This window comes from Inhella proteolytica (genome assembly GCF_016093275.1).
GTDB classification, from domain to species: domain Bacteria; phylum Pseudomonadota; class Gammaproteobacteria; order Burkholderiales; family Burkholderiaceae_C; genus Inhella; species Inhella proteolytica.
This window is the reverse complement of the sequence record NZ_JAEDAK010000011.1, coordinates 1-21636: the sequence shown is the minus strand read 5'-3', so window position 1 is coordinate 21636 and position 21636 is coordinate 1. Positions and strand designations below refer to the sequence as shown.

Here is a 21636-nt window from a genome sequence, read left to right as displayed (position 1 = left end):
GTGCAGATGATGCGCCTTCCGCCTGCTCACCGGCCTGCCTACCGTGGCGCCAGGTTCAAAACAGACCCTGGAGCCCCTGATGACCCACCCCCCAAGCCCCGCTGCCGCGGGCCGCTCGGCGCTCGCTGCACTCGCCCTGTGTGCCCTGCTGCCGGCGCTCGGCACCAGCATTGCCAACGTCGCCCTGCCCACGCTGGTGCAGGCCTTCGGCAGCCGCTTCGAGAGCGTGCAGTGGGTGGTGCTGGCCCATCTGCTGGCCAGCACCACGCTGGTGGTCAGCGCCGGGCGGCTCGGTGATCTGTTGGGGCGGCGCCGGCTGCTGCTCGCCAGCATCGCGCTGTTCGGCCTGGGCTCGGGCCTGGCCGCGGCCGCGCCGGGCTTGTGGAGCCTGGTGGCGGCGCGGGCGCTGCAGGGCGCCGGCGCGGCCGGCATGATGGCCTTGGGCCTGGCCCTGGTGGCGGCCGCCGTGCCGGCCCAGCGCAGCGGCCAGGCCATGGGCTTGATGGCCACGCTCTCGGCCTTTGGCACCGCGCTCGGGCCCGCACTCGGCGGGCTGCTGCTGGCCGGCCTGGGTTGGCGCGCGCTCTTCCTGCTGCAGCTGCCGCTGGCGCTGCTGGCCCTTGGCTTGGCCGTACGCTTTCTGCCGGCCGATGGGCCGGCGCGCACGGCCGAGCGCTTCGATGCGCTGGGTGCGCTGCTGCTGGCCCTGACGCTGGCCGCCTACGCGCTGGCGCTGACCCAAGGCGCCGCCTGGGGCCTGCGCGGCCCGTTGCTCGGATTGGCGGCCCTGGGGCTGGCGCTGTTCGTGTGGGCGCAGCGCCGCGTGGCGGCACCGCTGGTGAACTTGGCGCAGCTGCGCGCACCGCGTCTGCGCGCCCAGCTGCTGGCCACGGCGCTGGTGGCGGTGGTGCTGATGACGACGCTGGTGCTCGGCCCCTTCCACCTGGTGCACAGCCTGGGCCTGGATGCTGCCGGCCTGGGCCTGGCCATGGCCGTGGGCCCGGCCTGCGTGGCCCTGGTGGGCTGGCCGGCCGGCCGCGCGGTGGACCGCTGGGGCAGCGCCGCCGTGGGACGCCTGGGGCTGCTGGGCATGCTGCTGGCCAGCACCGGCCTGGCGCTGGCGCCGCTGGCCTGGGGCCTGGCCGGCTACCTGGGCCCGCTGGTGGCGCTGACGAGCAGCTACGCGCTGTTCCAGGCGGCCACGCCCAGCGCGCTGCTGGCGGGGGTGGCGCCGATGCAGCGCGGGCTGGTGTCGGGGCTCTTGAACCTGGCGCGCAATCTGGGCCTGGTCAGCGGCGCGGCGCTGATGGGCGCGGTGTTCGTGCAGGCCCTGCCGTCTGGCGGCCTGGGCCGGGCCGGGCCGGCCGAGGTGGCGGCGGCGCTGCGCCACAGCTTTGTGCTGGCCAGCGGCCTGCTGCTGCTGGCGCTGGCCGTGGCCTGGGCCCGGCTGGCGCCGCCCCGGCCACCGGCCTGAATGCCCGGCGCGCGAGCCGTGTGCGCAGCGCTACGCTGCGGCCCTGGCAATCGGATGCCCCGCCATGTGCCGCTTCACGCTTTACCTCGGCCCTTCCATCCGGCTCAGCAAGCTGCTGATCGAGCCCGAGCATTCGCTCATCCACCAGAGCGTGCGCTCGAAGGAGCGGCGCGAGCCGTTGAACGGCGACGGCTTCGGCGTGGGCTGGTACGCGCCGCGCCTGTCGCGCGAGCCCGCGGTGTTCCATTCGGTCACGCCGGCCTGGAGCGACCGCAATCTGCGCGAGCTCTCGCGCGTGGTGGCCTCGCCCTGCGTGCTGGCCCATGTGCGCGCTGCCACGCCGGGCTTCGGGGTGGACCTGGCGAACTGCCACCCCTTTGCCTGGCGCCGCCACCTGTTGATGCACAACGGCTACCTGAACGAGTTCACCCGCCTGCGCCGCCGCCTGCTCGAACCGCTGTGCGACGAGGCCTTCAATCGGGTGCGCGGCAGCACCGATACCGAACATGTGTTCGCCGTCTTCGTGGACCAGCTGCTGCGCCATGAGAAGGCCGACGAGCGTGCGCCCGACCCCGCGCTGCGCCTGGCCGAGCGCCTGGCCGCCACGCTGCAGCGCGTGCTGGCCGCCAGCCAGGCGGCCGGCGTGCAGGCGCCGCACTACCTGAACCTGGCGGTGTCCAACGGCCAGCAGGCGGTGGTGAGCCGTTTCACCACCGACCCCGCGAGCGAAGGCGATTCGCTCTACGTGCTGCAGGGCCAGCTGTACGAGACCACGGCGCAGGAATTCGGCCAGCGCGCGCAGGAAGAGCGCGAGCCGGCGAGCATCGTCTCGTCCGAGCGCCTGACGCCCGCGCGTGCCTGGGCCGCGGTGCCGCGCAACCATCTGGTGGTGCTGGAACGCGGTGCGGCGCCGCGCCTGCTGCCGCTGGGGGCCGGCGCCGAGCTGGCGCACTGAGGCGCCGCGTCGCAGCCTCAGTCGATCTGCGGCCCGCCGCGCGCGCGCTCGTCGAAGTAGCGTTCCAGGCGTTCGCGGTCCGAGCCCTCGGGGGCGTGGCCCAGCCAGCTGCGCATCCAGGCCTCGCGCGGCTGCTCGGCGGCCAGGCGGCGCACGGCGGCGTCCACCGCCGCGATGCGCTCGCGCCCCTCGGCATTGCGCACGCAGGCCAGGGTGGCGCGCGCCGTGGTGGGGGGTGCGCCGCTCAGCGGCAGGGCCACCAGCGGCGTCTGCGGCGTCTCGTTGCGGTTGTAGGCGGCCACCGTCACGCCGTAGTCGAGCGTGAAGTCCATGCGGCCGGCGCTGAGCATGCGCAGCAAATTGGTGCCGCGCCGCGGCATGGCCCGCGCCAGCAGGTCCTGACCGTGGCGCTGCAGCAGCGCATCCACTTCCTTGCCGTAGGAGCGGTGACGCTCCAGCAGGCCCCTGAGCTCGGGCCGTGCCAGCAGCGCCGCCAGGTCCACCACCGCACCGGACTTCAGGCCCAGGCGCGGCAGCAGCTCGGCGCGGGTGACGAAGTGGATCTGGCGCGCCTGCAGCGGCACATGGGTGTGCGTGAAGTGGAGCCAGCTGAGGCGCTCGGGGGTGCGCAGCAGCAGGTTCGAGCACACCGGCTCGCCCTGGCGCGCCAGCGCCTCCAGGCGCGGGTACTCGGCCACCACGAACTCGTGCCGGTACTGCGGCATGCGCTGCGTCAGCAGGCGCAGCATGCCGTCCAGCTCGCCCTGGCCCAGCTGCTCGGGCCGCTGGGGCGCGCGGCCGTTTTCCAGGCTGAACATCGGCGGGCTGTGCGTCACCACCCAGAGGATGCGCAGCGGGTCGGCCCGCACGGCGCCGGGCAGGCCCAGGGCCAGGCAGGCCAGGGCGGCAAGAAGGAGGCGGCGCGGCGGAACGTTCATGGGCAGGGCAGCGCGGGAAGCGGCCCGGCGCGCGCGCATTCTCGGCGCCCGCGCGCCGCTCAGCCGGGTGCGGGGCGGATCTGCTCGTACGCCACCAGCACCTCCTCGTCGCCATCCATGTAGAGGCGCTGGCGCTGGCGCGGGTAGTCGCACACGTCCTGGGCCAGCATCTGGCGGGCGGCCAGGAAGACCAGCGGTTCGCTGCCGGTGTTCAGCAGCGTGTGGGCCGCGCCCCGCGCCGGCAGGCCGACGAAATCCCCCACGCCCACGGCATAGGGCTGCTCGTCGATCCACACCTCGCCCTGGCCGGCCAGCACGTAGAAGCACTGCTCCTCGTAGTGGTGGCGGTGGTACTCGGTGGCCGCATGGCCGGGCTGCACCGTCATCAGGTGGATGCCAAGGTGCTTCAAGCCGGTGGCCGCGCCCAGCGCCTTGGCGCTGCGCACCGCGTTGGGGTTCAGCAGATGCGTCTTGGTCTGGGCCGGCATTGCCGCAATGGCGGCGGCGCGCAGCAGTTCGGGAGGGGTGTGCATGGCCGCGATGCTGGGCGCGCCGGGCGCTGCCGTCCAATGCAATCCTTGGCCGGGATTGATGCGCTGGGTCTATCAATCCAGCACGGCAGCGGGGCGCGGGGTTGGCCAACCCCCTGCCATTCGGCACCCTCTCCCCAGTCCGGGGGTTTGTGGCGGCCAGCCCGGCGCTCGGGCCGGACACTGGCGCTCCCGCCTGCCCGGCCCTTGCACCCCTTCAAGCGTGAGCCTTCCGCGCATCCTGATCGCCAGCTTCGGCAGCCATGGCGATGTGCTGCCCTTTGCTGCCCTGGCGGCCGAGTTTGTGCGGCGCGGCCATCGCGTCCATTTCTTTGCCAACCCCTACTTCGAAGCGGCACTCGCCCCCAGCAGAGTGCAGTTCCGGCCGGTGGGCGAGGTGGCGGATTACCACCGCCTGTTCGCCCAACTCAGCGACGCCAAGCCTGACCAAGCGATGGCGCGCGTGGCGCAGGAACTGGCCGCGCTGCTGGCGCCCTGCTATGAGGCCATGCGTGCCGACATCGACCCGGCCGGCAGCGTGCTCATCGGCAGCGCGCTGCAGTTCTCGCACCGCCTGGCGGCAGAAACCACCGGCATGCCCTGTGCCACCGTGCACCTCGCGCCGGCGGCCATCCGCTCCACGCTGCAGCCGGCTCGCGTGGGCCCGCATGCGCTGCAGGAGCTGGGCAGCGGCACGCCGCGGGCCTTGAAGCGCCTGGCCTGGTGGCTGATGGACAAGGCCTTCATGGAGCCGCATTTCCGCACGCCGCTCAACCAGCTGCGTGCCCGGCTCGGCCTGGCGCCGGTGCGCGATCTGTTCAACGACTGGATCCACCGCAGCGACGCGCTGCTGGGTCTGTTCCCGGCCTGGTTCGCCCCGCCCCCCGTCGACTGGCCTGCGCACCTGCAGCTGCTCGACTTCCCGCTCGACGACCCGGCCCATGCTGCTCCGCTGCCGCAGGCGCTGCAGGCGTTCCTGGCCGCCGGCCCCGCGCCGGTCGGCTTCAGCGCCGGCACGGCTACCGCCACGGCACGCGGCTTCTTTGCGGAATCTGCCCAGGCCTGTGCGCAGGCCGGGCTGCGCGGCCTGCTGCTCAGCCACTTCCCCGAGCAGGTGCCGGCACAGCTGCCACCGCAGCTGCTGCATGTGCCCTTTGCGCCCTATGCCCGGCTGCTGCCCCAGCTGGCGGCGCTGGTGCACCACGGCGGCATCGGCACCAGCGCCCAGGCCCTGCGCGCCGGCCTGTCGCAGCTGGTGCGGCCCCAGGCCTATGACCAGTTCGACAACGCCCGCCGACTCATCGACCTGGGCGTGGCGCGCGAGCTGCTGCCCGCCCACTACCGTGCCGAGCGCGCCGCCGGCGCGCTCACCGCCCTGCTGGGCGACGCCGCCCTGCGCGCCCGCTGCCAGGCCCTGGCCCCGCGCCTGCAAGGCCCGGGGCAGGCGATGGCGCAGGCTTGCGAGGCGATCCTGGCGCGTTGTGCGCCTCAGCTCGCCACGGCCTGAGTCGGCTGCGGCGCCAGCAACTTCCCGAACACCAGCTTCACCACGATCAGACCCACGCCCGCGCTGGCCACCAGCACCGCGTGCAGGGCCCAGAACTGCGTGCCGGGCATCTCGTCCAGCAGGCCCGCCAGCCAGCCCACGAAGCTGTTGCCGAAGAACAGGTGCAGGTAGTACACGCCGATCAGCACGCCCTGCAGGCGCACCGGCGAGACGCGCGAGTACAGCGCCAGGCCCACCGGCAGGATGTTGGCGAAGCCCAGGTTGTTGATCAGCGTGTAGCCCAGGGTCCAGAGCGGGCTGATCTTGGCGCCATTGCTCTCGATCTGCTGCGCGGCCAGGATCAAGAGGGCCGGGGCACAGGCGGCAATCAGCGAGCCCAGCGCCATCTTGCTCAGCTCATCCGGCTCGCGGCGCTTGGTGGCCCACCAGCGCCAGAAGGCGATCGAGGCCAGCATCGTGCCCAGGCTCACCGCCGCATCCACCGCCTGCAGCCAGCTCACCGGCACCTGGAAGCCCCAGAGCAGCAGGTCCATGTGCTTCTGCGACCACAGCGGGTAGGCGTTGTTGAACTGCTGGTTGCCGACGATGGAGAGCATCAGCAGCGGCAGCAGGCCGACGAGCAGCAGCAGGCGCGCCCAGCCTTCGCGGCCGAGCCTTTCGGCCGGTGCAGTGGCGGCGCGTGCGGCCTGGCCGCGCGGCAGCTCGGGCGGCAGGTGCTTGCGCCCGGCCAGGTAGATCAGCAGCCCGATCAGCATGCCCACGCCGGCCGCGCCGAAGCCCCAGTGCCAGCCGATCTTCTCGCCCAGCGTGCCGCACACGATGGGCGAGGCGATCACGGCGACCTGCACCGCCAGCATGAAGATCTGGAAGGCCGAGGCGCGGCGTTGGTCACCCGGCACGTACAGATCGCCCACCTGCGCGGCGATATTGCCCTTGAAGCAGCCCACGCCCAGCAGCAGGCAGCCCAGGGCCGGCAGCAGCGCGGCTTCGAAGGCCATCAGGAAATGGCCGGCCGCCATCAGGCTGGCGCCGATGACGACGGTGCGCGTGCGGCCGAGCCAGCGGTCGGCCAGCAGGCCGCCGAAGATCGGCGTCAGATAGACCAGACCCGCATACAGCCCGAACACCACCGAGGCGAGTTGCTGCGGCGAGCGCGGGCCGGTGACGCCCTCGATCCAGCCGCGCAGCGTCTGCAGGCCGGCCACGCTGCCGGCGTGCTCCGGCAGGAACAGGTGGTTGCTGAGGTAGAGCACCAACAGGGCCTGCATGCCGTAGTAGGAGAAGCGCTCCCAGAACTCGCAGAAGGCCAGCCAGCCCAGGCCCACCGGGTGGCCGAGAAAGCTGCGGCCGGCCGGGCCGGCGGAAGGCACCGCCGCGGCGGTGGAGGAGGGAACAGGAATGCTGGACACGATGGGGCAGGCGCCGGACTTGGGAAGGGCGGCACTGTTGGCGAAAGCCCCGGCGCGCGCAAGTGGCGTTCGCCTGGGGTTCGCCGAAGCCGATGGCTGAAGGCCGCCGAGTGCAGGAAAGAATTCGCGGTCGGCCGAATCCTTTTGCCGCCCGCCTGCCTCCAGACAAGGGTCAACCACTTCCCTCCTTTGTCCCCCATGTCTCTCTTCAAAAGCAAACTGCCCCGCTGGGAACGCCTGCTGCGCGGCCTGGCCGCCCTGATGCTGCTGGGCCTGGTGCCCCTGGCCAGCGGCCCCTGGCTGCTGCTGACCCTGGCCACGGCTGCCATCCTGGCGCTGACGGCCCTGGCCGGCTTCTGCCCAGCCTGCGCGCTGCTGGGGCGCTGCAGCCTGGAGCGTCGGCCTTGATGCGCGTCCAGCCGGCACTGATCGAGGCGGCGCAGCGCGGCGAGGCCGCCGCCCTGACCGAGCTGCTGGCCGTCTGCCAGCCCGATCTGAGGCGCTTTGCGCGCCGCAGCTGCCGCCAGGCCGAGGACGCCGAGGACGCCGTGCAGCACGCGCTCTGGCAGCTCTACCGCAAGCTCGGTGCGTTGCGCACGGTCGCCACCTTCGCGAGCTGGCTGTTCCGCATCGTCGAGCGCGAGTGCCGGCGCCAGTGGCGGGGCCGCGAGACGGCCGAACCCCTGGACGAGCTGCCCGAGGCCGAGCAGCCGGCCGCCGCCGGCCTGCCCATCGACCTGCGCCTGGACCTGCAGCGCGCGCTCGCGGCGCTGAGCCCGCCCCACCGCGAGGTGCTGCTATTGCGCGATGTGCAGGAGCTGAGTGCCCCCGAGGTGGCAGCCCAGCTGGGCCTGAGCCTGGAGGCGGTGAAGAGTCGCCTGCACCGTGCCCGGGCCCAGCTGCGCAAGCGCCTGCTGGCCAGCGGTTACTGGGAGAAGGACGGCGACCAGGACGGGGGCGAAAAGGGCGCCCCGAGCGGCGCGCCCTAGCCACCGTCCTACAGGCGATCGCGCGCTGCTCCCACATTCGGCGCGCGGCGCCGCTTTCAGACTGCGGCCCTGGCGGTCCGGCCGGATCGCGCCGACCCTTTTCCGCTCCGCATGGACCCGCAACGCACTTCCAACCCCTGGCAGGAGGATCACGAGATCCACCGCCGCCGTGCCCGCGAACCCCTGAGGCCGCGCGGCCTGCCCTCGCGGCGCGCGCCCGTCAGCCTGTGGCGCCGCCTGGCCGGCCTGCTGCTGCTGGCCTTGCTGCTCGGCCTGGCCGCCTGGCTGTACCTGCATGCCCAGCAGGCCGCCTCGCCCTGGGTGCTGGGCCCGCCGGACAGCGGCCAGGCCGTGCAGCCGGCGCCGCCAGCCAGCAGCGGCATGGGCAGGGCTTAGGGCGTCCCCATCGCCTCGCGCCAGCGCATCGCGTCATGGATGCGGTGGCGGGCGCTCGGGTGGTGGAAGAACACGAACTCTTCCAGCGCGCCGGGGTCGGGCTTGCGGTAGTCGGCCAGCTTCAGCATCGCCTCGGCAAAGCCGTGCGGGTCGCGGGCCAGGTTCAGGCCGAAGCGGTCGGCCTCGATTTCCTGCGTGCGCACGATGGTGTTGAACACCGGCGTGGCCAGCAGCATGAAGAACGAGAACACCGCGGCCAGCAGCGGCAGGCTGGCCACATCGCCCACCGCCTGCGTGCCCCAGCGCGCGCCGAAGTGGGCGAACAGGCGGCTCAGCGCCCATTGGCAGAACAGGAAGCCGAACAGGATCAGCAGCGTGAACTGCATCAGCATCTTCAGACCGTGGTTCAGCACGTAGTGACCGAGCTCGTGGCCCATCACCGCGCGGATCTCGGGCAGTGAAGTGCGCTTGAGCAGGTTGTCGTTCAGCCGCACCTGGGCCGAGCTGCCCAGACCGCTGACGTTGGCGCTGATGCGCTGCGTCTGGCGCGAGGCGTCGAAGGTGTAGACCTCGGCCGTGGGCACGCCATTGGCCTGCGCCATCGCCAGCACTGCGCTGCGCACCGGCCCGGGTTCGAGCGGGGTGTAGGTGTTGAAGAGCGGTGCGATCCACACCGGGTGCACCAGCAGCAGCAGCGCCAGCAGGCCGCCGCACAGGGCCGTGCCCCAGAGCCACCAGTGCGCGCCGGCGCGCCGGATCACCGCATACAGCAGCGCCACCACCAGGGCCGCGCCCAGGGCTTCGAGGCCCAGGCCGATGGCCCACTCGCCCCACCAGGCGCCCACGCTTTGGGTGGACATGCCATAGGCGTGCTCGCGCACATGGCCTTGGTAGAAGCGCAGCGGCAGCATCAGTACTGCGGCGCTGAAGCCGTACACGGCGCCGTACAGGCCGTCGCGGAAAAGGGGCCGGCGGCCCACGCGCTGCGTCCAGTCGCGCACCCGCGCCGAACGGCGCCCGCCCAGCATCAGCGCCGCCACCCCCAGGCCGAGCAGGAACTCCGCCAGCTGCAGCCAGTAGCCGCCTTCCTCGTACTGGTTGGCGCGCTGCACGGCGGCCGGGGCCAGCCGGTCCAGATAGGCCTGGGTGGCGAGCTGGGCGTCACGCGGCAGGGCGGCACGCCAGGCGTCGTCCACCGGCGCCACGGCGATGGGCGCCTTCGGGTCCGGCCCCTCGTCGGCCCGCGCGGGGCCGGCCAGGCACAGCAGCAACAGGAGCAGCGGGGCGAGCAAGGCGGCAAGCAAACGCAGGGGTTTCATGGCGGCGGCGCGGGGCGCATGGTGCAGAGGGCCGGCAGTCTTGCGGAGCGCGCCCGGGCGCCGCGGCGCTGTGCGACGGATGGTGCTTTGGGCTGCACCAGCTGCAACCCGGGCCGGGCCGCCGAGCGCTGGCTGCTACTGGATCCGGATCTTGCCGTCCTTGATCTCGATGTGCGCGCCCTGACCCAGGCGCACCTCGCCATGCGGCGTCTTCACCCTGCAGGGGCCTTCGCCCGGAATCGTGGTGGTGCCCGAGGCATTGGCATCGAAGCGCACGCTGTAGCGGCTGCCGCCGCACCAGGCTTCCCAGATGTGGATCTGGCTGTCGCGGTTGTAGTACTGCACGCTCACGGCGGCCTGCGCGGGGGCGCTGTGCAGGGCGGCCAGCGCCAGCAGCGGGGTCAGTAACTTCAGCAGGCGGCTCATCATGGGGGTGGAAGCGAGGGGGGCCGCATCATCGCGGCCACCGCCTGCCGCCACTTGAGGCAGCATGGCGCCGATGAGCGACCCGACCCCCACCCCACAGCCGCGCAACCCCCTGCACGGTATGACGCTGGAAAAGATCCTGACCGAGCTGGTCGCCGAGTACGGCTGGCAGGGCCTGAGCGAACGCATCGCGCTGCGCTGCTTCAGCCAGGAGCCCAGCATCAACTCCAGCCTGAAGGTGCTGCGCAAGACGCCCTGGGCGCGGGAGAAGGTGGAGGGGCTCTACTTGTTCATGTTGCGGGAGCGGCGGCGGGGCTGATGCCGGTCCGACCGCTGAGGCAATGGGCGGTTCAGCGCGACTTCTGCGAGGACTTCCGCCAGTGTCCGAGGGACTTCAGCTCATCCAGGCTCAGCGTGGGGCCACCCTGCTCGATCCGCTCGGCGCGGGCTGTGACCAGGTCATCCCAGTCGGCGTCTTGCTGTGAGCCTTGCTGCCAATCGGAACTGGACAGCGGGCGAGCATCTGGAAAAGCCTTGCAGAAGCAGCGTCCCGCCTCATCCGGCACGCCGATCAGCAGGGTCGCGCCACCGTCAAAGCACTCAATTTCAAAGAGGGCTCCGGGCAGTGGATCGGTCAGTGGATCGCGGGTCCACGGGCGCCCATCGCTGGGAGCGCCCTTCAAGTCTTGAAGGTCGAGGCGCTGGCCCTTCGGGAAGGCGCTGAACACACCCCATATGAACTGGATCTCATGCGTTTCCAGCACGCGCTGCAGTTCATCGCCGTCCACCCAGCGATCGGCATCCGAAAAGACGGACTCGCCGCAGTTGGCTTCGATCTCCCTCACGTACCAGTCGAACGCTGCGGCCTTCAGATTCATGGCGTCGAGCGTCCAGCGCATATTGGTGAAGTAGGGCGGATGGGTCGTCTTCTCCAGAATCAGATTCACGCAATGTTTCCTTCTGCGCCGGGTCGCAGCAAAACCTGCGCGGATCCAAACTTTCCATTTGCGCGCACTGTCACGCCTTCAACCCCCGTCCCACCACCCGCAACCGCTCCCGAAACCCCTCCCGCACCCGATACAGCTGCGCCGGCCGATGCGCCCCGCCGCTGCTCTTGGCGCCGGGGATCGCCTCAATCGCATCCAGTTCCTCCATCTTGCGGCGGAAGCTCACCGGGTTGATCGGCTCGCCCAGCAGGGCCTCGTACACCGCCTGCAGCTGCGGCAGCGTGAAGGGCTCGGGGCAGAGGTGCACGGGCAGCGACGAGTACTGGCTCTTGTTGCGCACCCGCTCCAGCGCGGTAGTCACGATGGCGCCGTGGTCGAAGGGCAGGGTGGGCAGCTTGTCCACGGGGCGCCACTGCGCGCCGGCCGGCAGGGCCTCCAGCGCGGGCACCAGGGCGAAGTAGGCGACCGAGACCGACCAGCCGCGCGGGTCGCGCCCGGGGCCGCTGAAGCTGGCCAGCTGCTCCAGGTAGGGGCTCTGCAGGCCGAGCTTGTCGCGCAGCACGCGCTGGGCGGCGTCGGCGCAGTCCTGGTCCTCCTGCTCGTGCACATACCCCCCAGGCAGGGCGAGGGCGCCGGCAAAGGGCTCGCGTTCGCGCTTCAATAGCAGCACCTGGAGCTGGCCCTCGTGCAGGGTCAGCAGCACCACGTCCACGGTGCAGATCAGCTTGCTCTCGGAGTTTGTTGTGCGGTTCACCGAAGCAAGGATAGCGCCCGTGGTCGGGTCGTGCACCCATTCACGGGGGCTGCGGTCGGCATCAAGTCTTGTTAATTGCAAAGTGCAATTAACAGGCTTAGGATGGCACGCACACAGACGAAAAGGACGAAGACCATGCACACGCATCTGCTGCTGATCGACCCGCAGAACGACTTCTGCGACCTGCCCGAGAACTGGCGGCCGCACGCCATGCCAGGCGAAGAACCCCTGCAACCCGCGCTGCCGGTGACGGGAGCCCATGCCGACCTGCTGCGCGCCGCCGCGCTGGTGCAGCGCCTGGGCGCGAAGCTGGACGCCATCACGGTGACGCTGGATTCGCACCACCGCATCGACGTGGCCCACCCCGGCTTCTGGCGCGATCTGGCCGGCCACACCCCGGCACCGTTCACGCCCATCACCGCCGCGCAGGTGCGCGCCGGGGCTTTTCGCCCGCGCGACGCCCAGGCGCTGGAGCGCGTGCTGGCCTACCTGGACGCGCTGGAGGCCAGCGGCCGCTACACGCTGATGGTGTGGCCGGTGCACTGCCAGATGGGCACCTGGGGCCACACCGTGCACGCCGGCCTGCAGGCCGCGCTGGATGCCTGGGCCGATGCGCAGGGGCGCTCGGTGGCCATCGTCACCAAGGGCGAAAACCCCTGGACCGAGCACTACAGCGCGCTGCAGGCCGAGGTGCCCGACCCGAGCGATGTGCGCACCACGCTGAACGCCACTCTGCTGGCCGAGCTGGACCGCTTTGACCGCGTGCTGATCGCCGGCGAGGCCGGCAGCCACTGTGTGCGCGCCACCGTCGAGCACCTGGCCGCGCATCTGCCCTCGCGCAAGCTGGACAAGCTGGTGCTGCTGACCGACTGCATCAGCCCCGTCACCGGCTTCGAGGCCCAGCAGGCCGAGTTCTTCGAGGCCATGCGCGCGCAGGGCGTGCAACTGGCCCTCAGCACCGAGGTCTGAGCATGTCGAACCCCGTCATCACCAGCCTGCTGGACACCGACCTCTACAAGTTCACGATGTGGCAGACCCTGCTGCATCGCCACCCCGAGACGCAGGCCGAGTACCACTTCGTCTGCCGCAACCAGCCGGCCTACCCGCTGGCCGAACTGCAGGCCGATGTGGAACGCGAGCTGGATGCGCTGTGCGCCTTGAGCTTCCGCGCCGACGAGCTGGCCTACCTGCGCGGCCTGCGCTTCATGAAGAGCGACTTCGTCGACTTCCTGCGCATCTTCCGCTTCCAGCGGGATTTCATTGAGGTGCGTGCGGAAGGGGAGCTGCTGCGCATCGTCGCCAAGGGCCCGCAGGTGCATGTGATGGGCTTCGAGATCCCGGTGCTGGCCATCGTCAACGAGCTCTACTTCCGCCGCTTCGACAACCCCGAAGTGCGCGCCGAGGGTGGCCGCCGCCTGGCCGCCAAGATCGACGCGCTGCAGGCCTTTGCCCCCGCGGCCGCTGCCTACCGCCACCCCTTCGAGCTGTTCGACTTCGGCCTGCGCCGGCGCTTCTCGGGCGGCTGGCAGCGCGAGGTGGTGGAGCGCCTGCGCGATGCGCTGCCGCAGCACTTCAAGGGCACCAGCAACGTGCTGCTGGCCAAGGAGCTGGGCCTGGTGCCCATCGGCACCATGGCGCATGAGTACCTGCAGACCTTCCAGGCGCTGGGCACCGTGCGCCTGCGCGATTCGCAAAAGGCCGCACTGGAGGACTGGGTGCAGGAGTACCGCGGCGACCTGGGCACGGCGCTCACCGATGTGGTGGGCATGCAAGCCTTCCTGGCCGACTTCGACCTCTACTTCGCCAAGCTCTTCGACGGCCTGCGCCACGACAGCGGCGACCCCGTGTGGTGGGGCGAACTGGCGCTGGCGCACTACGCCAAGCTGCGCATCGACGCCCACACCAAGCGCCTGGTGTTCAGCGACGGGCTCACCGTCGACAAGGCTATCGAGCTCTACCGCCACTTTGCCGACCGCGTGCAGCTGGGCTTCGGCATCGGCACGCACCTGAGCAACGACCTCGGGCCCAAGCCCTTGAACATCGTGATGAAGCTGACGCACGCCAACGGCCAGCCGGTGGCCAAGCTGAGCGACTCGCCCGGCAAGACCCTGTGCGAGGACGAGACCTTCCTGGCCTACCTGCGCCAGGTGTTTGGAGTCCAGCCATGCTGAACCTCACCATCGCCCAACTCAACCTCACCGTCGGCGACGTGCCCGGCAACGTGGCCCGCATGGTCGAAGCCGCGCAGCAGGCGGCGCGCGAGGGCTCGCAGCTGATCGTCTTCCCCGAGCTGGCGGTAGGGGGCTACTACCCCGGTGACCTGCTCGACGAGCCCGCCTTCCTGCGCCAGGTGCAGCAGGGGCTGGCGACGCTGCAGCGTGCCTCGGCAGAACTGCCCGGCCTGGCCTGGGTGTTCGGTGCGCCGCTGGAGCGCACGGGGCCCGGCAAGAAGCTGGAGAACGGCCTGCTGGTGCTGAAGGATGGCGAGGTGCTGCTGCGCTACGCCAAGCAGCTGCTGCCCACCTACAACATCTTCGACGAGCGCCGCCACTTCGAGCCCGGCCCGGACGTGGCCAAGGTGCTGCGCCTGGGCAATACCCAAATCGGCCTGCTGATCTGCGAGGACGGCTGGAACGACGAGGGTGCGGACTACCGCGTCAACCCCTTCGAGCGCCTGCGCGACGCCGCGCCCGAGCTGGTGGTCAGCATCAACGCCAGCCCCAGCAACATCGGCAAGCGCGAGCAGCGCCACCAGATCTTTGCCGCCGCCAGCCGCCGCCACGGCCTGCCCCTGCTCTACGTCAACCATGTGGGCGGGCACGACCAGCTGGTCTACGACGGCGCCAGCTTCGCCGTCGAACCCGAGGCCGGCGTGGTGTTCGAGGCCGAGCGCTTTGCCGAATCCGTGCGCACGCTGCGCTTCGAGAACGGCCGCTTCCTGGAGCCCGGCGGTGCGCGTCTGCCGCGCCCGGTGCCGGAAGGCCTGAGCCCGATGGCCTTCTACCGCGCGCAAATCGTGCTGGGCCTGCGCGACTACGCGCGCCGCTGCGGCTTCACGCAGGCGGTGGTGGGCAGCTCGGGCGGCATCGACAGCGCACTCACGCTCGCCCTGGCCGCCGAGGCGCTCGGGCCGCAGAACGTGGTCGGCATCACCATGCCCTCGAGCTTCTCGTCCAGCGGCTCGGTGACGGACTCGGAGGCGCTCTGCCGCAACCTCGGCATCGAGCTGCTGAACCACCCGATCAAAGGCGCGGTCGAGGCTTTCAAGGCGCAGTTCGCGGAAAGCTTCGGCCAGCCCATGCAGGGCCTGACGCTGGAGAACCTGCAGGCGCGCGTGCGTGGCACCACGCTGATGGCCTTCTCGAACGCGCGCGGCCATTTGCTGCTGACCACTGGCAACAAGAGCGAGGTCTCGGTGGGCTACTGCACGCTGTACGGCGACACCAACGGCGGCCTCGGGCTCATCGGCGACCTGTTCAAGACCGAGGTGTTCGCGCTCTCGCGCCATCTGAACGAAGCGGCCGGGCGCGAGTTGATTCCCGTGGCCATCATCGAGAAAGAGCCCTCGGCCGAGCTGGCGCCGGGGCAGAAGGACAGCGACTCGCTGCCGCCCTACCCGGTGCTGGATGAGGTGCTGAAGGTGCTGATCGAAGGCGAGCGCCTGGCCGCGTGGGAACGCGCCGCTGCGTTTGCGCAGTTCGATGCGCTCAAGGCCACCGCCGAAGGGCGGGCTTTGATCGAGAAGGTGGCGCGCATGATCCACCGCAGCGAATACAAGCGCCGCCAGGCGCCGCCCATCATCCGGCTGCGTTCGCGGGCCTTCGGGCAGGGGAGGCAGATGCCGATTGCGGCGCGGGTGCCGGGGGTGTTTGAGTGAGTGGCTTGCTGCGCTGGCATGGCGAGCGCGTCTGCACGGTGCCGGACCTGTTGAATGCTCGCGAGTGTGACGAGTTGGTGGCGCTGGCCGAGGCAGTTGGCTTTGAACCGGCCGGTGTGCGGACCGCGGAAGGTCCTGTGGCAATGCCCCAAATCCGCAACAACGATCGGGCGATGTTCGAGGATCCCGTCTGGGTGGCGCGCATTTGGGGGCGTCTGCGGGCGCTGCCCTTGCCTGAGCTTGACGGGCAGGTGCCGATTGGCCTACCCAAGGCACTGCGCTTTTACCGCTACCGACCCGGCCAACGCTTCAAGATGCACAAGGATGGTCCGTGGCACGAGGCCGGACACACCAGCAAGCTGACGGTGCTGATCTATCTGACTCACGGCTACCAAGGGGGAGAGACGGATTTCCGCGAGTTCGCCATTCATGGTGAGGCCGGCATGGGGCTGCTCTTCGTGCACGACACCTGGCATGAGGGCGCGAACCTTGTCGAGGGCACCAAGTACGTGCTGCGTTCCGATCTGCTTTACGGCCCAAGCGTCAGTTGAAAGGAGCCTCGATGAGCCAGCACGCCGTTTTCACTCGCCGCTTTGAGGCGGAGGTCGTAAGAGCCCGCAGGGGTGAAGCCCCTGCGGGGTCTGTCGAAACGGAACATCCACTCGAAAGCAGAACGACCATGAACACCGCCGTCCTCATCGGCCGCTTCCAACCCCTCCACAACGGCCACCTCGCCCTGCTGCAGCAAGCCCTGCAAAAGGCCGAGCGCGTCATCGTGGTGCTGGGTTCGGCCCACCAGGCGCGTTCGCCGCGCCACCCTTTCAGCTGGCAGGAGCGCGCCGAGATGGTCAAGCTCGCGCTGCCGGAAGCCGAGCGCGCGCGGGTCGGGTTCCTGCCGCTGCGCGACCTGTACGACGAAGCCCGCTGGGTCGAGGCCGTTCGCGCTGGCGTCCAAGCGGCCACAGGCAAGAGCGAGGCCTTGCTGGTGGGCCACTTCAAGGACGCCACCAGCGACTACCTGCGCCGCTTCGCGCCCTGGCAGCTGCTCAGCCTGCCGCGCCAGCACCGCGTCGATGCCACCGACCTGCGCGCGGCACTCTTTGAAACCGAGGACCTGGACGCCACGCTGGCCAGCTGGGTGGACCAGGTGCCCCCGAGCACGCGCGCCTTCGTGCAGGCCTGGGCGCGCCTGCCCTACCTGGCCGCGCTGAAGCGCGAGTGGGCCATGCTGAAGACCTATCGCCAGGCCTGGGCGGCCGCGCCCTATGCGCCGGTGTTCGTCACTGTGGACGCGGTGCTGCGCTGCTCGAACCATGTGCTGCTGATCCAGCGCGGGCAGGACCCGGGCCAGGGCCTGTGGGCGCTGCCGGGTGGCTTTCTGGAGCCGCGCGACACGCTCTACCAGTCGGCGCTGCGCGAGCTGGAAGAAGAGACCAGCCTGCGCCTGCTGCCCGACACCCTGGCGCGTGCGCTCAAAGAGGTGGCGGTGTTCGACCACCCTGACCGCAGCCAGCGCGGCCGCACCGTCACGCACGCGCATTACTTCGACCTGGGCGAGCGCGAACTGCCCGAGCTGCGCGCCGCCGACGACGCCAGCGCGGCGCGCTGGGTGCCGATTGCCGAGCTGGCCGGCATGGAAGACCAGTTCTTCGACGACCACTTCCACATGCTGGACCGTTTCCTGGGGCTGACGCGTTGAAAGAGGCAGGACCGACCGTGGCGCCGGCAGACGGCTGGACGCCCTGGGAGCGCCCCGGACGCTGGTGGCTGGCCTTCGCCATCGGCGCGGGCAGCTGGGTGCTGGCGGCCCGGGCGTTCTCCCAAAGCTGCCTGAGCTTTGGCGGTGGAGGCACCTGCACGCCGGGTGTGGAACTGCCCGGCTGGCTGCTGACCACCGTCATGGTCTGGGTGCAGACGGGCCTGCCGGTGCTGGGAGGGCTGTTTTTGGCGGCGCTGCTGATCACCGTCTTGCAGTGGCGGAAGCGCCGGCGGAGCTAGCGACCCGTGAGACCCGTGAGGGCCCGCGGCTTCACGGCTGGATGGCCTTCTCCATGCGCTTCTCGCGCAGCGCCGCAGCCTCGGCCGGGTCGTTCAGCTGACGCAGCACGCTGCTGGCCGGCGCCTGGGGCAGCGGCGTGGCGGGCACCACGTTCAGCTGGCCGCCCAGGGGTTCGGACCGCTGGCCCTTGGGGCAGGGCTCGGTGCTGTAGAGCAGCTGGCCGTCGGAGCCGCGGCACTTGTGCACCTGGCTGGCGTCCTTGCCGGGCAGGCTCGGCAGCTTCGGCGCCTGCGGCAGGCGCAGCGGCGACCAACCCGCCGGGCCGATGCCCACCAGCAGTGCCATGCCGCCCACCACCAGCAGCGCCAGCGCCACCCACAAGCGAATCCTCATCGTGTTCTTCCTCCCTGCCCGGTCGGCCGGGCGGCGGCATTGTGCGCACGCCGTGGCACCGCGCCGGCGGCGCGCCACCCCCTGATCTTTGGGGCCCCGGACCCGCGCACGGCACACTGGCGCCCCCGCGAACCTGGAGCCCGGCCCATGCCCGACGGTGGCAACTGGAAAGAGATGTTCGGCGCCGCCGAAGACGGTGACTTGGAGCTGCTGCGCTACCACCTGGAGCGCGGCGTGGACCCGAACTTCGCGCACCCCGAGTACCTGGCCACGGCCCTGGTGGCGGCCATCCTGAAGGGGCAGCTGGCGGCGGCCGAGCTGCTGCTGGCGTTCGGCGCCCGCCCCGATTTGCACTCCGAGGCCGATGGCCTGAACCCGGCCCAGGCGGCCTGGCAGGGTGGGCATGAGGCGCTGGCGCTGCGGCTGGATCCGGCGCGGCGCTGGGCGCGGCCGGCACCTGCACCGCGGGCGCGCTGGCGCCGCCTGTTCGGCGGGGGCTGAGGCTCAGTCGCTGCTGCTGCTACTGCTGCTGTCGCTACCGCCGCCGCTGTCGCAGCTGCCGCCACCGTTCGAGCTGCTGTCCGAACCGCCGTCGGAGCCGCCGTCGCCACAGCGCGGGCGGCTGTCGCCGGCGTCGCTGCCAAAGGCGAAGGCGCTGCCGCTGCTCGCCGAGGAGTAGGCGGGCACGCTGTCGATGTCATCGCGCCGGCTGGCGCCGCGGCGGCGAAGGCGGTCGCCCGGCGCTGCCGGTGTGGCCGCGCGCCGCGCGCGGCGCCACAGCCAGAAGCCGCCCGCGAGCAGCACGATCACGATCAGCCCCTTCAGCATGGCGTTCTCCAGGGGCCTGGGGCCCGCAGTCGTTCAGGCACGCAGCCTCAGGCCGCGGCCCTCGATGATGCGCCCGACCACCGCGGCCTGCGCAAAACCCTGGGCGGCGAAGCAGGCCTGCACGGCGGGCAGGGCCGCGGCGCTGCAGCTCACCAGCAGGCCGCCGCTGGTCTGGGGGTCGCTCAGCAGGGCGCGGTCCACGGGGTCGAAGCCGGCGGGCAGCTCGACCTCGGCGCCATAGGCCGCCCAGTTGCGCCCGCTGGCGCCGGTGACGAAGCCGCGCGCGGCCAGTTCGCGCACGCCCGGCAGCAGGGGCACGGCGGGCCAGTCGATCTCCACGCCCAGGCCCGCACCGCGGGCCAGTTCCAGCGCGTGGCCGGCCAGGCCGAAGCCCGTCACGTCGGTGAGCGCGTGCACGCCTTCGATGGCCGCGAGTTCCGGCCCCGGGGTGTTGAGCTTGGTCGTCGCGCCAATCATCTCGGCGTAGCCGGCGGCATCCAGCTGCTCTTTCTTGAGCGCGGCCGAGTACACGCCCACGCCCAGCGGCTTGCCCAGCACCAGCAGGTCGCCGGCCCGCGCATCGGCATTGCGCTTGACGCGGCTCGGGTGCACCAGGCCCAGCGCCACCAGGCCGTAAATGGGCTCGACCGAATCGATGGTGTGGCCGCCTGCGATCGGGATGCCGGCGGCGCGGCAGACCGAGGCGCCGCCTTCGAGGATGCGGCCGATGGTCTGGGTGGAGAGCTGGGCGATCGGCATGCCGACGATGGCCAGCGCGAGGATGGGCCGGCCGCCCATGGCGTAGACATCGCTGATGGCATTGGTGGCGGCGATGCGGCCGAAGTCGAAGGGGTCGTCGACGATGGGCATGAAGAAGTCCGTCGTCGCGATCAGGGCCTGCTCGTCGTTCAGCTTGTAGACGGCGGCATCGTCGGCGGTCTCGATGCCGACCAGCAGCTCCGGCGGCACGGGCAGCGCGGTGCTGCCCTTCAGGATCTCGCTCAGCAGGCCGGGGGCGATCTTGCAGCCGCAGCCACCGCCGTGGCTGAGGGAGGTGAGGCGGGGTTCGGTCACGGGCTCTCCTTGAACAGGGCCGCAGTTTAGGAAGCCGGCCCGCGTGCCGCGCCCGCCAGCAGTTGCGCCACCAGGGCTTGCAGGGCGGCGCGCTCGCGCGCGGGCTCGAAGTCGGCGGCAAGCGCCTGCACCTGCGGCGCCAGGCGGTCGAGGATCTGCGGCTGCTGGCGCAGCTGCTGCAGCGGCGCGGCCAGCGCGGGGGCGTCGCCGGGCTCGAACAGCAACGGCCAGTCGCTGCCCAGCAGGCCCAGGTTGCCGTCCACGCGCGAGGCCAGCACCGGTGTGCCCGAGCGCAGCGCCTCGATCAGCACATGGGCGCCGCCCTCCATGCGGCTGGGGTGCACGAGCAGGTTGGCGCGCGCGATGCGCGCCCGCGCCTCGCCATGCGGGCGCGCACCCAGCCAGCGGTAATGCGGTGCTTCGCGCATCAGCGCCTGGGCGGCGCGGCCCAGCGCCGGGTCCAGGGCGGCGCCCAGGTGGTCGATGTGGATGCCGGCCTGCGGGTCCAGGCGGCGCACGGCCTCGAACAGGGTGGCAGGGTCCTTCTCGGCGCGCAGATGGCCGACCACCACCGCACGCAGATGCCGCCGGGGCCGCGGCCCGCCAGCGCGGGCCGCGCAGCTTTGCAGGATCACCCGGGCCTTGGCCCGCCAGGCCAGCGGCAGGGCCTGCGGCGCCAGCCGGTTCAGCAGCACCAGGGCATCGGCGCGCGCCAGGCTGGCGCGGGTGTCGGCATCGCCGGCGGCAAGGTCGCGGTAGAGGTCGGTGCCGGTCAGCACCAGCAGCAGCGGCTGCTGCACCGGCCAGGCGGCGATGCTGGCGGCCGAGCGGCGCGCGTGCAGGGCGATCAGCAGCGCGCCGGCCGGGTCGCCGGGGCGCCACTGCGTGCGCAGGTCCACGCGGTGCTCCGGCGCCAGCAGGCGCGCATAGCGCTCGGCCGTCTGCGCGTTGCCGTTGTGCACATCGGCCGGTGCGGGGGTGACGAGGGTTAGCTTGGGCATGATGCGGGCCTCGGCAGTGTCGCCGCCCCCCGCCCGCCCCCTCTCGCGCCATGCCGTCTTCGCCGAGCCCGAGCTTTTTTGGTCCGCTGCCCGTGGCCGCGGCCCAAGGCGGCGATGCCTGGCCGCGCGCGGAACAGCGGCGCCTCAGCCTGGCGCTTCTGGGTTCGCTGGGGGTGCATCTGCTGCTGGCCAGCCTGAGCCTGGGCGGTCTGGGCCCGGGGCTGCCCGGCTTCCAGCTGCCTTGGCAGGAGCGGCGCGTGGAGGTGCCGGAGCTGGAGCTGGTGCTGCCCCCGCCGGCACCCATCTCGCCGGCAGCGGCGGCTCCATTGCCGCCTGCGCCCCCCGAGCCCACGCCGCTGGCCCTGCCGGAACCGGGTGCGCCGCCCGCCGAGGCCTTCGAGGTCAGCGTGCCGCGCACCGCCGCGGTGCCGCAGGTCGAGCCCAAGCCCGAACCCGCCCCCGCGCAGCCGACCCCGACAGCGCCCGCACCCGCCCAGCCCGCAGAGGCGCCGGCGGAACCTGCCGCACAGCCCGCCGAACCGGAGCCGACCCTGGGCGTGCTGACGGTGGAGCGCGCCGAGGCCCCACGCCGGCTGCGTGTGCTGCCGCTGGCCCGGCTGGCGCCCTTGCCGCTGCAGGCCCTGCGCCCGCCGTCAGCGCTGGCCTGGCGGGGGCCGGCGCTGCCGATTGAGGACGCTGAGCGCTTGGCACGGGAGGCCGCGCAGGCCGCGGCCCGCCAGGAGGCCGAGCGGGCGCAGGCGCTGCGCCGCGAAGCCGAGCGGCGCGAGGCGCAGCGCGTGGCGGCGGCCGAGGCGGCGCG

General features: G+C 71.7%; 25 protein-coding genes and 1 pseudogene. 15 read left to right on the top strand and 11 right to left on the bottom strand.

Annotation, left to right across the window (positions count from 1 at the left end; all coding sequences use genetic code 11):
- The first annotated feature begins 79 nt into the window (after positions 1 to 79).
- Both I7X39_RS15495 and I7X39_RS15490 read left to right on the top strand, forming a co-directional pair.
- Positions 80 to 1474, top strand: a complete 1395-nt coding sequence (locus tag I7X39_RS15495; protein WP_198112066.1) for an MFS transporter — start codon at positions 80 to 82, stop codon at positions 1472 to 1474.
- Positions 1475 to 1538: 64 nt separating this feature from the next.
- On the top strand, positions 1539 to 2429 hold the full coding sequence (locus I7X39_RS15490) for a class II glutamine amidotransferase (RefSeq protein WP_198112065.1): 891 nt from the start codon (positions 1539 to 1541) through the stop codon (positions 2427 to 2429).
- 17 nt (positions 2430 to 2446) lie between these two features.
- Here I7X39_RS15490 and I7X39_RS15485 read toward each other — a convergent pair whose 3' ends face one another.
- Together I7X39_RS15485 and I7X39_RS15480 are read right to left on the bottom strand one after the other, a co-directional pair.
- Positions 2447 to 3367, bottom strand: coding sequence for a hypothetical protein (locus I7X39_RS15485; protein WP_198112064.1), 921 nt, complete (start codon positions 3365 to 3367; stop codon positions 2447 to 2449).
- 59 nt (positions 3368 to 3426) lie between these two features.
- Positions 3427 to 3900 (bottom strand): cupin domain-containing protein, encoded by a 474-nt coding sequence (locus I7X39_RS15480; RefSeq protein ID WP_198112063.1) that lies wholly within the window; start codon positions 3898 to 3900, stop codon positions 3427 to 3429.
- Between the two features lie 220 nt (positions 3901 to 4120).
- Here I7X39_RS15480 and I7X39_RS15475 point away from each other — a divergent pair, with 220 nt between their 5' ends.
- Positions 4121 to 5404, top strand: coding sequence for a glycosyltransferase (locus I7X39_RS15475; RefSeq protein ID WP_198112062.1), 1284 nt, complete (start codon positions 4121 to 4123; stop codon positions 5402 to 5404).
- Here the strand turns inward: I7X39_RS15475 and I7X39_RS15470 are convergent.
- The gene (locus I7X39_RS15470) at positions 5386 to 6813 is read right to left on the bottom strand and encodes a peptide MFS transporter (RefSeq protein WP_198112061.1); all 1428 of its coding nucleotides are present in this window, start codon (positions 6811 to 6813) and stop codon (positions 5386 to 5388) included. The two genes, I7X39_RS15475 and I7X39_RS15470, sit on opposite strands and share 19 nt — an antisense overlap.
- Before the next feature lie 198 nt (positions 6814 to 7011).
- Between I7X39_RS15470 and I7X39_RS15465 the strand changes: the two genes are divergently transcribed.
- The 3 genes from I7X39_RS15465 (at position 7012) to I7X39_RS15455 (ending at position 8198) form a co-directional block, all read left to right on the top strand.
- Positions 7012 to 7221: a YgaP-like transmembrane domain gene (locus tag I7X39_RS15465; protein ID WP_198112060.1), complete on the top strand. Its 210-nt coding sequence runs from the start codon at positions 7012 to 7014 to the stop codon at positions 7219 to 7221.
- Positions 7221 to 7802, top strand: a complete 582-nt coding sequence (locus I7X39_RS15460) for an RNA polymerase sigma factor (RefSeq protein ID WP_198112059.1) — start codon at positions 7221 to 7223, stop codon at positions 7800 to 7802. Before I7X39_RS15465 ends, I7X39_RS15460 begins: the two co-directional genes overlap by 1 nt.
- Before the next feature lie 111 nt (positions 7803 to 7913).
- The gene (locus I7X39_RS15455) at positions 7914 to 8198 is read left to right on the top strand and encodes a hypothetical protein (RefSeq protein WP_198112058.1); all 285 of its coding nucleotides are present in this window, start codon (positions 7914 to 7916) and stop codon (positions 8196 to 8198) included.
- On the opposite strand, the gene I7X39_RS15450 is transcribed toward I7X39_RS15455, so the two are convergent.
- Both I7X39_RS15450 and I7X39_RS15445 read right to left on the bottom strand, forming a co-directional pair.
- A complete protein-coding gene (locus I7X39_RS15450; protein ID WP_198112057.1) occupies positions 8195 to 9517 on the bottom strand; it encodes a M48 family metallopeptidase in 1323 nt (440 codons plus the stop codon). The two genes, I7X39_RS15455 and I7X39_RS15450, sit on opposite strands and share 4 nt — an antisense overlap.
- A 135-nt stretch (positions 9518 to 9652) precedes the next feature.
- Complete coding sequence (locus tag I7X39_RS15445) at positions 9653 to 9943, bottom strand: hypothetical protein (protein ID WP_198112056.1); 291 nt, start codon at positions 9941 to 9943, stop codon at positions 9653 to 9655.
- 64 nt (positions 9944 to 10007) lie between these two features.
- Here I7X39_RS15445 and I7X39_RS15440 point away from each other — a divergent pair, with 64 nt between their 5' ends.
- On the top strand, positions 10008 to 10262 hold the full coding sequence (locus I7X39_RS15440) for a VF530 family protein (protein WP_375140796.1): 255 nt from the start codon (positions 10008 to 10010) through the stop codon (positions 10260 to 10262).
- A gap of 31 nt (positions 10263 to 10293) precedes the next feature.
- Here I7X39_RS15440 and I7X39_RS15435 read toward each other — a convergent pair whose 3' ends face one another.
- Both I7X39_RS15435 and I7X39_RS15430 read right to left on the bottom strand, forming a co-directional pair.
- Positions 10294 to 10890 carry a hypothetical protein gene (locus tag I7X39_RS15435; RefSeq protein ID WP_198112054.1) on the bottom strand — a complete coding sequence of 199 codons (597 nt, stop codon included), beginning with the start codon at positions 10888 to 10890 and terminating at the stop codon, positions 10294 to 10296.
- Positions 10891 to 10960: 70 nt separating this feature from the next.
- Positions 10961 to 11644: an NUDIX hydrolase gene (locus I7X39_RS15430; RefSeq protein ID WP_310739933.1), complete on the bottom strand. Its 684-nt coding sequence runs from the start codon at positions 11642 to 11644 to the stop codon at positions 10961 to 10963.
- A gap of 135 nt (positions 11645 to 11779) precedes the next feature.
- On the opposite strand from I7X39_RS15430, the gene I7X39_RS15425 reads away from it, so the two are divergent.
- The 6 genes from I7X39_RS15425 (at position 11780) to I7X39_RS15400 (ending at position 17519) form a co-directional block, all read left to right on the top strand.
- Positions 11780 to 12613 carry a cysteine hydrolase family protein gene (locus I7X39_RS15425; protein ID WP_198112052.1) on the top strand — a complete coding sequence of 278 codons (834 nt, stop codon included), beginning with the start codon at positions 11780 to 11782 and terminating at the stop codon, positions 12611 to 12613.
- Positions 12614 to 12615: 2 nt separating this feature from the next.
- Positions 12616 to 13815, top strand: a complete 1200-nt coding sequence (gene pncB / locus I7X39_RS15420; RefSeq protein WP_198112051.1) for a nicotinate phosphoribosyltransferase — start codon at positions 12616 to 12618, stop codon at positions 13813 to 13815.
- Complete coding sequence (locus I7X39_RS15415; protein ID WP_198112050.1) at positions 13809 to 15521, top strand: NAD+ synthase; 1713 nt, start codon at positions 13809 to 13811, stop codon at positions 15519 to 15521. Before pncB ends, I7X39_RS15415 begins: the two co-directional genes overlap by 7 nt.
- A gap of 5 nt (positions 15522 to 15526) precedes the next feature.
- Positions 15527 to 16072: a 2OG-Fe(II) oxygenase gene (locus I7X39_RS15410; protein WP_232351984.1), complete on the top strand. Its 546-nt coding sequence runs from the start codon at positions 15527 to 15529 to the stop codon at positions 16070 to 16072.
- A gap of 128 nt (positions 16073 to 16200) precedes the next feature.
- Entirely contained in the window at positions 16201 to 17220 is a 1020-nt protein-coding gene (locus tag I7X39_RS15405; RefSeq protein ID WP_198112049.1) for a bifunctional nicotinamide-nucleotide adenylyltransferase/Nudix hydroxylase, read from the top strand.
- A 17-nt stretch (positions 17221 to 17237) separates the two neighbouring features.
- Positions 17238 to 17519 (top strand): hypothetical protein, encoded by a 282-nt coding sequence (locus I7X39_RS15400; protein WP_198112048.1) that lies wholly within the window; start codon positions 17238 to 17240, stop codon positions 17517 to 17519.
- A 31-nt stretch (positions 17520 to 17550) separates the two neighbouring features.
- Here the strand turns inward: I7X39_RS15400 and I7X39_RS15395 are convergent, their stop codons facing one another.
- A complete protein-coding gene (locus I7X39_RS15395; protein WP_198112047.1) occupies positions 17551 to 17913 on the bottom strand; it encodes a DUF4124 domain-containing protein in 363 nt (120 codons plus the stop codon).
- A gap of 147 nt (positions 17914 to 18060) precedes the next feature.
- Between I7X39_RS15395 and I7X39_RS15390 the strand changes: the two genes are divergently transcribed.
- On the top strand, positions 18061 to 18414 hold the full coding sequence (locus tag I7X39_RS15390; protein WP_198112046.1) for an ankyrin repeat domain-containing protein: 354 nt from the start codon (positions 18061 to 18063) through the stop codon (positions 18412 to 18414).
- Between the two features lie 3 nt (positions 18415 to 18417).
- Here I7X39_RS15390 and I7X39_RS15385 read toward each other — a convergent pair whose 3' ends face one another.
- The 3 genes from I7X39_RS15385 to senB are packed head-to-tail and all read right to left on the bottom strand — an operon-like array spanning position 18418 to position 20816.
- The gene (locus tag I7X39_RS15385) at positions 18418 to 18741 is read right to left on the bottom strand and encodes a hypothetical protein (protein WP_198112045.1); all 324 of its coding nucleotides are present in this window, start codon (positions 18739 to 18741) and stop codon (positions 18418 to 18420) included.
- Between the two features lie 33 nt (positions 18742 to 18774).
- Positions 18775 to 19815, bottom strand: a complete 1041-nt coding sequence (gene selD / locus I7X39_RS15380) for a selenide, water dikinase SelD (protein WP_198112044.1) — start codon at positions 19813 to 19815, stop codon at positions 18775 to 18777.
- Between the two features lie 26 nt (positions 19816 to 19841).
- Positions 19842 to 20816, bottom strand: a complete 975-nt coding sequence (senB, locus tag I7X39_RS15375; RefSeq protein WP_198112043.1) for a selenoneine biosynthesis selenosugar synthase SenB — start codon at positions 20814 to 20816, stop codon at positions 19842 to 19844.
- Between the two features lie 50 nt (positions 20817 to 20866).
- Here senB and I7X39_RS15370 point away from each other — a divergent pair.
- Positions 20867 to 21636: pseudogene (locus I7X39_RS15370) on the top strand (hypothetical protein); the annotation flags it as partial.